Raw genomic sequence first — 12,808 nt, forward strand, 5'->3', positions numbered from 1 at the left:
GCGGGCCAGGGGGGAAGAAGCACGCTGCTCTCGGCGACACATTCACCATGGGAAGTGCTCGGGCGGGTTGGCAATCCCCGTACGTACTAGTGGATCTCGCACGAAAGGTGCAAGGTCCCGCCCGTACCAGTCCGAGGGGGAGCGGATCGACGGAAGGGCCGGGTCTACGAAAGGCGGTCGTACGGGACGGAAGTCCTGTGGGTGGGGTCACAGGGGGAGGCGGGGGGGCGGCCGGTAGGTAAGGGGTGAGGGTGAAGCTCAGGCGTTACGGGCTCGGGCGTTACGGTGTGGTGTCGAACGTCGCCGGTGCGTCGAACGCCGCGCGGCGGGTGGCGCGGCGCAGGGCCTTGAGGAGGGTGCCGCCCAGGGTGAGGGTGAGGACGACCGTGACCAGGGCCCGGGGCAGGTCCCAGCCCAGGGAGGTCGCCAGGCAGTAGGCCACGAAACGGGCCAGGTTGTCGGGCAGCGGGTCGCCCGGCACGAAGGAGACACCGGTGGCCATGCCGCCGATGTAGGGCCAGCCCTGGAGGTTCATGACCAGGCCGTACAGGACGGCGGAGACCGCGCCGTACACCGCGATCATGGCCAGTTCGCGGCGGCCGCGCAGCCGGTCCGGGCCCGGCAGCAGGCCCGCGCCCATCGCCACCCACCCCATCGAGAGCATCTGGAACGGCAGCCACGGCCCCACGCCGCCGGTCAGCAGCCCGGAGGCGAACATCGACACCGAGCCGAGCACGAACCCGAAGCCCGGCCCTAGGACCCGCCCGGACAGCACCATCAGGAAGAACATCGGCTCGATGCCGGCGGTGCCCGCGCCCAGCGGCCGCATCGCCGCGCCCGCGGCGGCCAGCACGCCGAGCATGGCGATGGCCTTCGCGTCCAGGCCGGGCGCGCCGCCCGCCGCGTGCGACGCCGAGGTGTCGGCGATGGTGGCCACCACGACGGCGAGCAGCAGCGGCAGCAGCGCCGCGAACAGCCACGGCGCGTCCTTGGAGTGCGCGAGACCGGACGCGGAGTCGGCCAGCAGCGGCCAGCCGAAGGCCATCACACCGACGGCGGAGATGAGGACGAGTGCGGTGACGGCCCGCGGGCCCAGCCGCACGGCCCGCGCCTGCCGGTCCGGCGGAGCGGGGAGCGTACGGGTCATGCCGTGGCCTCCAGGGCGTGGGCGACCTGGGGCACGGTGAGCCACGGCAGCGGCGCGAGCACCTTGGCGACCTGCGGGGCGAAGGCGGGCGAGGAGACGACGACCTCGGCGGTCGGGCCGTCCGCGACGACCTCGCCGTCCGCGAGGATGACGACCCGGTGGGCGAGTTCGGCGGCCAGCTCGACGTCATGGGTGGCCAGGACGATCGCGTGCCCCTCGGCGGCCAGCCCGCGCAGCAGCTCCACGAGACGGCCCTTGGCCGCGTAGTCCAGGCCGCGGGTCGGCTCGTCGAGCAGGAGCAGCGGCGGCCGGGCGGTCAGTACGACGGCCAGCGCGAGGGCGAGCCGCTGGCCTTCGGAGAGGTCGCGCGGGTGGGTGTCGTCCAGTACGTCCGGGAGCAGCCGGGTGACCAGGCCGCGGCAGGTGCCGGGGGCGGCGTCCGCGTCGTGGTCGGCGGCGGCGCACTCGGCGGCGACGGTGTCCGCGTACAGGAGATCACGCGGCTCCTGCGGTACGAGGCCGACGTGCCGCAGCAGGGTGCGCGGGCCGGTGCGGTGCGGGGCCGCGCCGCCGACGCGTACCGAGCCGGCGGCCGGCTCGTGCATTCCGACGAGGGTGCTGAGCAGGGTGGACTTGCCCGCGCCGTTGCGGCCCATGAGGGCGATCGTCTCGCCGGCGCGTACGGTCAGGCCGACGCGGTGCAGGGCGTCGATCCGGCCGCGCCGTACGGAGAGCCCGACGGTCTCGGCGGCGAGCGGACCCCCGGGGCCGTCAGGCACCGCTGCCGAAGCCGAAGCCAATACCGGTGCCCCCGGTGCCGGTGAGGGCGCAGACGCACGTCCGGGCTCGGCCGTCGTCCCGGCCCCGTCGGCCGCCCCCGTCCGGCCGCGGTCCTCGCGGCGGCGCCACAGTCCGAAGCGCTTACGGGCGGAACCACCGTCCTCCGGGCCGGGCCCGGACCCGGAGTCGACGCCGGAGCCAGGGCTGATGCCGACGCCGGTACCGGACGTCCCGGCGCCGCTCCCGGCCTCCACCCCCGCCAGCCGCTCCCGCAGCGACGACGCCTTGCGGCGGGCGTCGCGTACCGACAGCGGCAGGGGCGACCAGTGGGCGAGCCGGCCCAGGGCCACCACCGGCGGGTGGACGGGGGAGACGGCCATGATGTCGGCGGGCGCGCCGACGACCGGGGGCGCGCCGGGTGCGGGCAGCAGGATGACCTGGTCCGCGTACTGGACGACGCGCTCCAGGCGGTGTTCGGCCAGCAGGACCGTCGTCCCCAGGTCGTGCACCAGGCGTTGCAGTACGGCGAGCACCTCCTCGGCGGCGGCCGGGTCCAGGGCGGAGGTCGGCTCGTCCAGGACCAGCACCTTGGGGTGGGTGGTGAGCACCGAGCCGATGGCGACGCGCTGCTGCTGGCCGCCGGAGAGGGTGGTGATGGCGCGGTCGCGCAGGTCGGCGAGGCCGAGGAGGTCGAGGGTCTCCTCGACGCGGCGCCGCATGACGTCCGGGGCCAGGCCCAGTGACTCCATGCCGTACGCCAGCTCGTCCTCGACGGTGTCGGTGACGAAGTGGGCGAGCGGGTCCTGGCCCACGGTGCCGACGACGTCGGCCAGTTCGCGCGGCTTGTGGGTGCGGGTGTCCCGGCCGGCCACGGTGACGCGGCCGCGCAGGGTGCCGCCGGTGAAGTGCGGCACGAGGCCGCAGACGGCGTTCAGCACGGTGGACTTGCCGACGCCGGAAGGGCCGACGAGCAGGCACAGTTCGCCTTCCGGCACGGTCAGGTCGATGCCCTGGACGGCGGGCTGTGCGGCGTCCCCGTAGGTGACCGACACCTGGTCGAAGCGGATCACTGGGGGGACTCCTTCGGGTGCGGCGGCAGGGGCGCGACGAATGCCGGGAGCAGTCCCACCAGGACACCGGCCGCGGGCCACAGCGGGAGGGCGGGGGCGGTGAGCGGGACGGCGGGCGGGTGCAGGGCGGCCGGGTCGTAGGAGTTGGCCCAGATCATCAGGGCGGCCACCGCGATGCCGGAGCCCGACACGAGCCAGGCGCGCACGCCCCACCGGTCGGGACGGTAGCGGCTGCGTACGGACCGGCGGCCGCCCAGCCACAGTCCGCCGAGGGCCGCGATCAGTCCGGCGAGCAGCACCGGCAGGCCGTAGGCCGCGCCGGTGTCGGCCAGCAGCCCGTATGTACCGGCGCAGACCCCGAGCAGGCCGCCGAGGGTCAGTGCGGTGGTGGTGTGCCGTACGGCGGGCGGTACCTGGGCCGTGCGGCCGTAACCGCGCGCGTCCATCGCCGCGGCCAGCGACACCGAGCGTTCCAGCGCGCCCTCCAGGACCGGCAGCCCGACCTGGAGGAGCGCCTTGAAGCCCCGGTCCGGGCGGCCGCGCAGCCGGCGCGCGGCCCGCAGCCGCTGGACGTCGGCGACGAGGTTGGGCGCGAACGTCATGGCGACGACCACCGCGACGCCCGCCTCGTACAGCGCCCCCGGCAGTGACTTCAGCAGGCGTGCCGGGCTGGCGAGCGCGTTCGCGGCGCCCACGCAGATCAGCAGGGTGCCGAGCTTCAGCCCGTCGTGGAAGGCGAAGAGCATGCCTTCGACGGTGACCCGCCCGCCGATGCGCACGCCGCGCGCCCATTCGGGCAGCGGCACTTCCGGCAGCGTGACCAGGGTGTGCGTGCCGGGGATGGGGGAGCCGAGGAAGAACGCGAAGACCAGCCGGATGACGATCACCAGCAGGCCGAGCTTGAGGAACGCGCCGTACGAACGGGCCCACGGTGCGTCCGTGCGGCGCGCCGCGACGACGTATCCGGCGACACCGATCAGCAGGGCCAGCAGCAGCGGATTGGTCGTCCGGGACGCCGCGGCGGCCAGGCCCAGCGCCCACAGCCACCAGGCGCCGGCGTGCAGCGCGGTGGAGCGGGTGGCGCGGGGGGCGCGGGCGCTCACCGGCGGCGCCGGCGGGCCTGCCACCCGGCCGCCGTGCCCAGGACGACCACGGCGGCGATGCCGGTGACCAGTCCGGCGGAGGGGCCGCCCGAGTCGTCCTCGTCCGCCTGCTCCTCGGAGTCCCCGGGCTGCCGCGAGGCGGAGGCCGAACCGGAACCGGATCCCGGCCCCGCTTTCTCCGCGCACCCTGCCTTCGGGTATCCGGCGATCGCGCACAGCAGCGCGTTCGCGTCGTACCGCAGCGGCTTCGCGACGGCGGCCAGCGCGTCACCGGCCGTGCCGTCCTCGGGCAGCGGTACGCACTCCGTGCGTACCGGCGGCGGGTTCTCCCCGGCCGCGGCCTCCGCCTTCGTGCCGAAGTCGAGGACCAGACCGACGCGCTTCCTGCCGTCCTGGGCAGGGGTCTTCCCGCAGATCGCGTCGAAGTCCGCGGCGTGACGCGGCTTGCCGGCCGCCGCCGCGTCGGAGCCGACGGTGAAGCGGAAGCCCGTCACGGCACCGTCCCGGGGGCGGCTGGTGGCCGGCCCTTCGGTCGCGTACGACCAGCCGCCGTCACCGGACGCGGGAGCGTTGGCGGCGGGGCCGTCCCAGAAGGACCAGTAGCGGTACTCCTGGGCCTGGGCGGGCGCCGCGCCCAGGCCCGTGACCGTACCGGCCAGGACCAGGGCGCCGAGGAGGCGGGCGGAGCGGGACCGCGGCGGACGCCGCATCGGGGGCCGCCGCATCAGGGGGCGCTGCATCAGAGGTCGTTCTTCTTCCGGCGGCCGCTGAGCAGGAAGCCGACGCCCACGCACGCGACGAACACGATGCCGAAGATCCACCACACGCCGGAGCCCTGCTCGTCCTTGTCCTGCGCGTCCTTCTCGGGCGCGGCGGACGGCGCGGAGCTGCCGGCGGGCTTGGGGCCGGTGGCGTTCAGCTGCGCGACCAGGTCGGCGCCGCCGAAGTGGCGCGGGTCGGCGCCCGCGGCGTGCGCGGCGAGCACCAGCTGCGCGTACGCGGCCGGGCCGGCCTCCTTGGCCCAGTTCGCGGAGTTCTTCTCCAGCCACTGCAGCGGCTTCCGCGCGGCGGCACCGTGCCCGCCGGCGGCGAGCGCCACGACGGTGTCGGCGGTGTTGCCGACGTCGGGCTGGTCCCCGGCGCCGGGCATCGCGGACTTCAGGTGCTGGCCGCTCGCGTCGAGCACCGAGACCAGGTAGGCGGCGCCGCCCTCGGCGGCCTGCTTCGGGTCGCGCCCGGCGTCCTTGTCCTCGGCGCAGCCGAGCGGCTTGACCGGCTTGTCGGCGGTCTTGCCCGCCGGGTCCACCACGAACCCGTCACCCAGCCCGCCGAGCACGGCGGCGGCCGTGGCGTCCGCGTTCGGGGCCAGCGCGCCGTCCTTGGGCTGGAAGGCGAACGCGCCGCGCTCCCCTTCCTTCGCAGCGCAGCCGAGCTGGAAGGCGACCAGCGCGTCGTACGGGGACTTGCCGCCCTTCTGCACGGATTCCGGCTTCTGGCCCGCCGCCTTGAGCGCGCCGATCACCACGGAGGTGGAGTTGGCGTCGCTGGGGGAGCCGGCCATCGACGGCCAGCCGCCGTCGTCGTTCTGCACCGACTTCAGCCACTTCACGGCCTTCTGTACGACGTCGTCGTGCCCGCCGAGCGCGGCCAGCGCCTGTACCGCGGCACCCGTCTGGTTGGTGTCCCGCATCGTCTTCTCGTCACACGCCTTGGCCGGGTCGGCGCGGTAGGCACCGAAGGCGCCGTCGGAGCACTGCTGCCCGGCGAGCCAGTCGACGCCCGTCACCGAGGGGCGCACGCCCACGGTGCGCTGCGCGAGGAGGGCCAGCGACTGCCGCCACACGCCGTCGTACTGCGGGTCCTTGGTGCCGTACAGCCCGTCGGGCAGCTTCGACGCCTTGGCGGCCGGCGCGGGGGAGTCGGCGGCCGCCACGGGGGCACCGGCCGCGCACAGCACGGCGGCCCCGGCCAGCGCCGCGGCGGCGCGGCGCGCCAGGGCGGCGAAGGTGGGGGCCGTGGAAGCCGTGGGGGCCAGGGGAGCCCTGGGAGTCAGGGAAGCCTGGGAAGCCGTGGTGGCCATCGGGTCGGTGCCTCTCGGGTCGGTTCGCCGCGGTGGGTCTGCGGTGGGTCGGTGGCGCATGCTGCGGTGGGTGCGCAGCCGCACTCGGACGCCCCGCCGCCCGCCGATCGTGATCGGCCGCGGTGGCACCGGGCTCAGCTCCGCATACCTCGACGGTGCCGCGCACCGGTCGTCCGCGCGAGGAGGCGCGGCCTTGCGGTGGCGGGAGCCTTGGTCGTGCCCCAGCGGGTGCTCCGGCTCATCGGGCGTACGGAACCCGGTGCGGGCGGCCGGGCGCGGGACCTGCCGGAGGTCCCGGCGGCGGCCGGTGTGCCGGTGCCGTACGTCCCGATTCACGGTTGCGGGTCAGCGCCGGATTTCCACCGGCTTCCCCCGTTCGGGCACAAGATGAAATTGTCTCGCACACCTTAACCGGCGGGTAGGGGGAGCCCCGGGCACGGGCTGCCCGGGGCTCCCGTCAGCCCCTCACACCGCCCGGTACCTGACCGGCTCCGCCCCCGACGTCCCCGAGGACCCCGGCACCGCCTCCGCCAGCCCCAGCCGGACCAGCCGCCGCAGATGCGCCTCCGCCTCCGAGACCGCGATGGTCCGCGACCCGTACGGAATCCGCTCCCACGGCCGGTTCCACTCCATGGCCTCGGCGAGCTGCCACGGTGTGCGGGGTACGGCGAGCAGCGCGCGCAGCCCGGCGAGCCGCTCCTCGTGGTGGGCGAGCAGCTCGCGTACCCGGCCCGCCGCGTCCGTGAAGGCGTGCTGGTGGGCGGGGAGCACTTCGGCGGGCGCGAGCCGGGCGACGCGTTCCAGGGAGGCCAGATAGTCACCGAGGGGATCGCCGGGCGTGGCCGCTCCCGATGCCCCTCCCGACGCCTCGTCCGGGTCCTCGTACAGCCCGATGTGCGGGCTGATGCCCGGCAGCAGGTGGTCGCCGGAGAAGAGCCGGCCGTGGCCGGGCCGCCGCGCCGGATGCTCCTCCTCCAGGTGCAGGCACACATGGCCGGGCGTGTGACCGGGTGTCCAGACGGCGCGCAGCCGGCGGCCCGGCAGGTCGAGGAGCGCGCCGGGGGCGATCTCGCGGTCGGGCAGCGCGGCCCGCTGCCCGGGGAGGTCGCGTACCTGACCCTTGGCGCGCGCCCGGCGCAGGGGTGCCAGGTGGCTGTCGGGTGCGCCGGCCGCGGTCAGCTTGGCGATCAGGTAATCCAGCCACCGGCCGGGTTCGGCCTCCCGGGTGCGGCGTACGACGGCGGTGTCCGCCGCGTGCATGGCGATCCACGCGCCGGACGCCTCCCGCACGCGGGCGGAGAGACCGTGGTGGTCGGGGTGGTGGTGCGTGATGAGGACGCCGTACAGGTCGGTGACCTCGAAGCCGCAGGCGGTGATTCCGGCGGTCAGGGTGTCCCAGGCGTCCGGGTCGTCCCACCCGGTGTCCACGAGGACCGGTCCGCTGCCGGTCTCCAGGAGGTGGACGAGGGTGTGGCCGAGCGGGTTGTCCGGTATGGGGACGGCGATCGACCACACGCCGCCCCGGTGGTCGGTCACCCGGGGCCCGCCCTCCGCCGTCCCGGTCCGGGCTGCTGCCGTCATCCGCCGCACCTCCGCTTCCGCGCGGACGGGCCGCGCCCCCCGTGCCGGGCATTGCCCAGCATAACTAGAACTGGTATCAGTCCTGATGCGGCGTCAGAAACTTTTCGCACGGCCCCCGTACGTGAGCACCCACCGGTCGACCCGCAGGAGGCGGCAGCCATGAGCGCACTCGTCGAGTACGGACAGCTCTACATAGGCGGCGAGTTCGCCGACCCGGCCGGCGGCGGCACCATCGAGGTGGTCTCGCCGCACACCGAGCAGGTCATCGGCCGGGTGCCGCACGCCTCGCGGACCGATGTGGACCGGGCCGTCTCCGCCGCCCGGGCCTCCTTCGGCTCCGGGGCGTGGGCGGATGCGCCGCTCGCCGAGCGGATCGCGGTGGTCACCCGTATCAAGGACGCCTTCGCCGTACGGAGCGAGGAGATCGCCGGGGTCATCAGCGCCGAGAACGGCACCCCGTACACCTCCGGCGTGATGGTGCAGGCGCTGGCCGCGATGATGGCGTGGGACGCGGCGCTCACCGTGGCCCGCGACTTCCCGTTCGAGGAGCGCCGGGCCGGTGCGCTCGGGCCGCTGCTGGTGCGGCGCGAGCCGGTGGGCGTGGTGGCGGCCGTGGTGCCGTGGAACGTGCCGCAGTTCACCGCGGCGGCCAAGCTGGCGCCCGCGCTGCTGGCCGGCTGCTCGGTGGTCCTCAAGGTGTCGCCCGAGACGCCGCTGGACGCCTATCTGCTGGCGGACATCGCGAGCGAGGCCGGACTGCCCCCGGGCGTGCTGTCCATCCTCCCGGCGGACCGGGAGGTGAGCGAGTACCTGGTCGGGCACCCGGATGTGGACAAGGTGGCCTTCACCGGGTCGGTCGCCGCGGGCAAGCGCGTCATGGAGGTCGCGGCGCGCAACCTGACGCGGGTGACGCTGGAGCTGGGCGGCAAGTCGGCCGCCGTGATCCTGCCGGACGCCGACCTGGACGCCGCGGTGGCGGGCATCGTGCCGTACGCCTACCTGGTCAACGGGCAGGCGTGCATCGCGCAGTCGCGCATCCTGGCGCCGCGCGAACGCTACGACGAGATCGCCGAACGCTTCGCCGCCGCCGTGTCCGCGCTGCGCGTGGGCGATCCGCTGGACCCGGCGACCGAGGTCGGCCCGCTGGTCGCCCGGCGCCAGCAGCAGCGTTCGCTGGACTACATAGCCCTCGGGCAGCGCGAGGGCGCGAAGGTGCTCACCGGCGGCGGTCGGCCGAAGGGCCTGGAGACCGGCTGGTACGTGGAACCGACGCTGTTCGGCGAGGTGTCCAACGCCATGCGCATCGCCCGCGAGGAGATCTTCGGCCCGGTGATCTGCCTGCTGCCGTACGAGGACGAGGGCGAGGCGGTCCGGATCGCGAACGACTCCGAGTACGGGCTGTCCGGCTCGGTGTGGACCGCGGACACCGCGCACGGCATCGACATCGCGCGGCGGGTGCGGACCGGCACATTCTCCGTGAACACCTTCAGCATCGACATGCTGGGCCCCTTCGGCGGCTACAAGAACTCCGGCATCGGGCGGGAGTTCGGCCCCGAGGGCTTCGGGGAGTATCTGGAGCACAAGACGATCCATCTGCCGGCGGAGGGGTGAGGGACGGTATGAGCGGTACGGCGGGCAAGGGCGGGAAGGGCGCGGGGGCCGGGCCGGACGGGCCCCGCTGGCACGTGGAGGTGGACCGGGGGGCGTGCATCGGCTCCGGCCTGTGCGCGGCCACCGCGCCCGGCGGCTTCGCGCTGGACGCGGCCCGCCAGTCACACCCCGTACGGCCCGAGTGCGACGCGTCCGACGACGTGCTCGCGGCGGCCGAGGGCTGCCCCGTCGAAGCGATCACCGTGACGGACGCCGTCACGGGGGAGGCCGTCTTCCCGCCCGAGGAGTGAACACCGCGCGGTACGGGTGCGAGGCCCGCGCCCACCGGTACGTACCGTCAGTAACCCGTGAACTTCTCACGGGGACCTCATGACATCTGCGACTGTTAACGCTCCCCGGCGGCGTGGAAATCTCTGTGCCACGCCGCCGAGGGGGGAGACGATGGACAAGCGGTACGAGGTTTACTGTCTCGCCGACAGATTCTTCTACGAGACCCCGGACCGTCTGTCCGCAGGGACCGGAGCCGCATCGGGCCACGGGCCTCTGTACGAAGCGGCGCAGCGCGCCGTCCCCGAAGGGTGGCGGTGTTTCCTCTCCGGGGACTGGCTCCACGTCAATCCGGTCGACGCCGAAGGACAGCCGCGTCCCGGACTGCCCCCGCAGGGCTGGAAGATCCACGTCTCGGCCGCCACCGACAACGCCGAGAAGCTCGCCTCCCAGGTGTGGGACTACTGCGTCGCCCGGCAGATCCCGTTCAAGTTCGTGCCGGGGCCGCGCCCGCTGCACCTGCGCAACTCCAAGTACGCCGACCGCGGCGGGAGCGGCAAGTTCGCCACCATCTACCCGTCGGACGAGCGGCAGCTGCACACCGTCCTGCGGGAGCTGGGCGCGCTGCTGGCCGGCGAGCCGGGCCCGTACATCCTCAGTGACCTGCGCTGGCAGGACGGCCCCCTCTACGTGCGGTACGGCGGATTCACCCGGCGCTACTGCGTCGACGAGCACGGCAACCTGGTCGGCGCGATCGAGAACGCCGACGGCAAGCTGGTCCCCGACCGGCGCGAGCCGCGGTTCCACGTACCGGAGTGGATCGAGCTGCCGGACTTCCTCGCCCCGCAGCTCGCCGCCCGCAACTCCACCACCGTCACCGGCCTGCCGTACCAGATCGAGTCGGCGCTGCACTTCTCCAACGGCGGCGGCGTCTACCTCGGCCGCGACCGGCGCACCGGCGACAAGGTGGTGCTCAAGGAAGCCCGCCCGTACGCCGGACTGGCCGCCGACCGCGCCGACGCCGTCACCCGCCTGGAGCGCGAACGGGCCGCCCTGGAGAAGCTGTCCGGACTCGGCGTCGCGCCGGAGGTCCGTGACTGGTTCACCCTGGACGACCACCGCTTCCTGGTCATGGACTTCCTGGAGGGGCGCACCCTCAACTCGTTCTTCGCCGAGCGGCACCCGCTGATGGGGCCGGCGCCGGAGCCGTCCGCGCTGGCCGGATACACCCGGTGGGCGCTGGGCATCCACGCCGCGGTCGAGGACGTGGTGGCCGCCGTGCACCGCCGCGGCGTCGTCTTCAACGACCTGCACATGTTCAACATCATGGTCGCGCCGGACGAGAAGAGCGTGCGGCTCCTGGACTTCGAGGCGGCCGCGGAGGCCGGCGAGGCACAGCGGCAGACGCTGGCCCACCCCGGCTTCATCGCCCCCGCCGACCGCACCGGCTTCGAGGTGGACCGATACGCGCTCGCCTGTCTGCGCCTCGCGCTGTTCCTGCCGATGACCACCCTGCTGGTCATCGACCGGGACAAGGCCGCGCACCTCGCCGAGCTCGTGGCGCACGAGTTCCCCGACGTGCCGGCGGAGTTCCTGGCCGAAGCGGTGGACGTGATCCAGGGGCCGCCGAAGGCCCAGGCGACGCCTTCGGCCGCGCCGCAGACTCCCGCGACGGCACCGCCCGCGAAGCGGCGTACCGGCGCCACGCCCTACCTTCCCGCCGAACCCGCCGACTGGCCGCACAGCCGCGACGCGATGGTCGCCGGCATCCTCGCCTCCGCCACACCCGAACGCACCGACCGGCTCTTCCCCGGCGACATCGCCCAGTTCACGGACGGCGGCGGACTGGGGATCGCGTACGGCGCCGCCGGCGTCCTGTACGCGCTCGCCGAGACCGGTGCCGGGAGGTACGGGGAAGGCGAGGAGTGGTTGTTGCGGCAGACCGCCCCGCCTCCTCCCGGCACCTCGCTGGGCTTCTACGACGGGCTGGCCGGCGTCGCCTGCGTACTGGACCGGCTGGGCCACCCCGAGCGGGCCCTGGAACTGATGGAGCGGGTGCTCGCCGAGAAGTGGCACCGCCTCGCCCCCGACCTGCACGGCGGGCTGGCGGGCGTCGGCCTGGCCCTCGACCACCTCGCCCGCACCCGCGGCGAACGGGAGCTGCGCGACCGGGCCCTGGAGGCCGCCGGGCACACCGCCGACCGGCTGGACGCCTGCGGAAAGCGGGCCGGCCTGCTGCGCGGCGCGAGCGGTCCCGCACTGCTGTTCCTGCGGCTGTACGAGACGACCGGCGACCCGGGCCTGCTCGACCTCGCGGCCGAGGCGCTCCGGCGTGACCTGGCCCGCTGCGTACGGAACAAGAACGGCACCCTGGTCGTCGACGAGGGCTGGCGGACCCTGCCGTACCTCGGCGGCGGCAGTGTCGGTATCGCGGCGGTCCTGGACGACTATCTGGCGCACCGGCCGGACGAGGAGTTCCAGGAGGCGCGGACCGCGATCCTGCCCGCCGCCAGGTCCCGCTTCTACGCACAGCCCGGCCTCTTCCGCGGCCGCGCGGGATGCGTCCTGCACCTGGCGCGCACGACCACGCCGGGCGCCGACCTGGACGGTGAGCTGGCGGCCCAGATTTCCTACCTGGGCTGGTACGCCATGCCCTACCAGAAGCACCTCGCCTTCCCCGGCGACCAGATGATGCGCCTGTCGATGGACCTGGCGACCGGGACGGCGGGCTGCCTGCTGGCCCTCGGTGCCGCGCTGCACGACCGGCCCGTCCAGTTGCCCTTCCTCCCGCCGCCGCCCTCCCCGGAGTCCCGGCGGCCCTGAAGCCGGCCCCGGCCGCCGTGCCGGAGCCGTACCACCGGGTGCCACGGGGAGACCCGCCACCCGGAACCGCAGCAACACCCGCAACACCAGCACCACAGCAACACCAGCACGACAACGTCCCCATAGTGAGAGGAAAGTGTCATGGCGCTTCTCGACCTGCAGGCAATGGACGCTCCGGAGCACGGCGGCGGCGGTGGCGGCAGCGAGGCCAGCCTGCTGCTCTGCTGGAGCGAGGCCAGCATCGTCCTGTGTCTCTGACCGTACCGGTCGGACACCGCTGCCGGAACGCCTGAACCGGTAGCCCAGATCCGGGACTTGTGATCCGGACGTGCGTGCGGCCCCTGCG

The 12,808-nt window shown here is 74.3% G+C and carries 10 protein-coding genes and 1 riboswitch; of the genes, 4 read left to right on the forward strand and 6 right to left on the reverse strand.

Features of this window, described 5'->3' with window-relative positions; genetic code table 11:
- Window positions 1–280: 280 nt before the first annotated feature.
- From ACZ53K_RS21340 to ACZ53K_RS21365, 6 genes are all read right to left on the reverse strand, one after another.
- Complete coding sequence (locus tag ACZ53K_RS21340) at window positions 281–1,147, reverse strand: ECF transporter S component (RefSeq protein ID WP_468838778.1); 867 nt, start codon at window positions 1,145–1,147, stop codon at window positions 281–283.
- Window positions 1,144–2,997, reverse strand: coding sequence for an ABC transporter ATP-binding protein (locus tag ACZ53K_RS21345; protein WP_468838780.1), 1,854 nt, complete (start codon window positions 2,995–2,997; stop codon window positions 1,144–1,146). The genes ACZ53K_RS21340 and ACZ53K_RS21345 overlap by 4 nt, the downstream gene beginning before the upstream one ends.
- Window positions 2,994–4,124: a CbiQ family ECF transporter T component gene (locus ACZ53K_RS21350; protein ID WP_468838782.1), complete on the reverse strand. Its 1,131-nt coding sequence runs from the start codon at window positions 4,122–4,124 to the stop codon at window positions 2,994–2,996. Before ACZ53K_RS21350 ends, ACZ53K_RS21345 begins: the two co-directional genes overlap by 4 nt.
- Window positions 4,097–4,840: an SCO2322 family protein gene (locus ACZ53K_RS21355; RefSeq protein WP_468838785.1), complete on the reverse strand. Its 744-nt coding sequence runs from the start codon at window positions 4,838–4,840 to the stop codon at window positions 4,097–4,099. The genes ACZ53K_RS21350 and ACZ53K_RS21355 overlap by 28 nt, the downstream gene beginning before the upstream one ends.
- The gene (locus ACZ53K_RS21360; protein ID WP_468838787.1) at window positions 4,840–6,180 is read right to left on the reverse strand and encodes a prenyltransferase/squalene oxidase repeat-containing protein; all 1,341 of its coding nucleotides are present in this window, start codon (window positions 6,178–6,180) and stop codon (window positions 4,840–4,842) included. The genes ACZ53K_RS21355 and ACZ53K_RS21360 overlap by 1 nt, the downstream gene beginning before the upstream one ends.
- A 285-nt stretch (window positions 6,181–6,465) precedes the next feature.
- Window positions 6,466–6,605, reverse strand: a riboswitch (cobalamin riboswitch).
- Between the two features lie 40 nt (window positions 6,606–6,645).
- On the reverse strand, window positions 6,646–7,761 hold the full coding sequence (locus ACZ53K_RS21365; protein ID WP_468838789.1) for an MBL fold metallo-hydrolase: 1,116 nt from the start codon (window positions 7,759–7,761) through the stop codon (window positions 6,646–6,648).
- 159 nt (window positions 7,762–7,920) lie between these two features.
- Between ACZ53K_RS21365 and ACZ53K_RS21370 the strand changes: the two genes are divergently transcribed.
- The 4 genes from ACZ53K_RS21370 to ACZ53K_RS21385 all read left to right on the forward strand — a co-directional run bounded on the left by ACZ53K_RS21370 (window position 7,921) and on the right by ACZ53K_RS21385 (window position 12,720).
- Window positions 7,921–9,372, forward strand: a complete 1,452-nt coding sequence (locus ACZ53K_RS21370; protein ID WP_468838791.1) for an aldehyde dehydrogenase — start codon at window positions 7,921–7,923, stop codon at window positions 9,370–9,372.
- An 8-nt stretch (window positions 9,373–9,380) separates the two neighbouring features.
- The gene (locus ACZ53K_RS21375) at window positions 9,381–9,662 is read left to right on the forward strand and encodes a ferredoxin (RefSeq protein ID WP_468838793.1); all 282 of its coding nucleotides are present in this window, start codon (window positions 9,381–9,383) and stop codon (window positions 9,660–9,662) included.
- 151 nt (window positions 9,663–9,813) lie between these two features.
- Window positions 9,814–12,462 (forward strand): class III lanthionine synthetase LanKC, encoded by a 2,649-nt coding sequence (gene lanKC / locus ACZ53K_RS21380; RefSeq protein ID WP_468838795.1) that lies wholly within the window; start codon window positions 9,814–9,816, stop codon window positions 12,460–12,462.
- Window positions 12,463–12,603: 141 nt separating this feature from the next.
- A complete protein-coding gene (locus ACZ53K_RS21385) occupies window positions 12,604–12,720 on the forward strand; it encodes a SapB/AmfS family lanthipeptide (RefSeq protein ID WP_063726143.1) in 117 nt (38 codons plus the stop codon).
- Window positions 12,721–12,808 lie beyond the last annotated feature (88 nt).

The sequence above is a fragment of the Streptomyces sp. NPDC033221 genome, from assembly GCF_055577005.1.

What these genes read in the sequence shown, in the direction of transcription:
- ACZ53K_RS21340 (WP_468838778.1), bottom strand. Translation starts at nt 1,147, where the DNA reads ATGACCCGTACGCTCCCCGCTCCGCCGGACCGGCAGGCGCGGGCCGTG.
- ACZ53K_RS21355 (WP_468838785.1), bottom strand. Translation starts at nt 4,840, where the DNA reads ATGCAGCGCCCCCTGATGCGGCGGCCCCCGATGCGGCGTCCGCCGCGG.
- ACZ53K_RS21360 (WP_468838787.1), bottom strand. Translation starts at nt 6,180, where the DNA reads ATGGCCACCACGGCTTCCCAGGCTTCCCTGACTCCCAGGGCTCCCCTG.
- ACZ53K_RS21365 (WP_468838789.1), bottom strand. Translation starts at nt 7,761, where the DNA reads ATGACGGCAGCAGCCCGGACCGGGACGGCGGAGGGCGGGCCCCGGGTG.
- ACZ53K_RS21370 (WP_468838791.1), top strand. Translation starts at nt 7,921, where the DNA reads ATGAGCGCACTCGTCGAGTACGGACAGCTCTACATAGGCGGCGAGTTC.
- ACZ53K_RS21375 (WP_468838793.1), top strand. Translation starts at nt 9,381, where the DNA reads ATGAGCGGTACGGCGGGCAAGGGCGGGAAGGGCGCGGGGGCCGGGCCG.
- lanKC (WP_468838795.1), top strand. Translation starts at nt 9,814, where the DNA reads ATGGACAAGCGGTACGAGGTTTACTGTCTCGCCGACAGATTCTTCTAC.
- ACZ53K_RS21385 (WP_063726143.1), top strand. Translation starts at nt 12,604, where the DNA reads ATGGCGCTTCTCGACCTGCAGGCAATGGACGCTCCGGAGCACGGCGGC.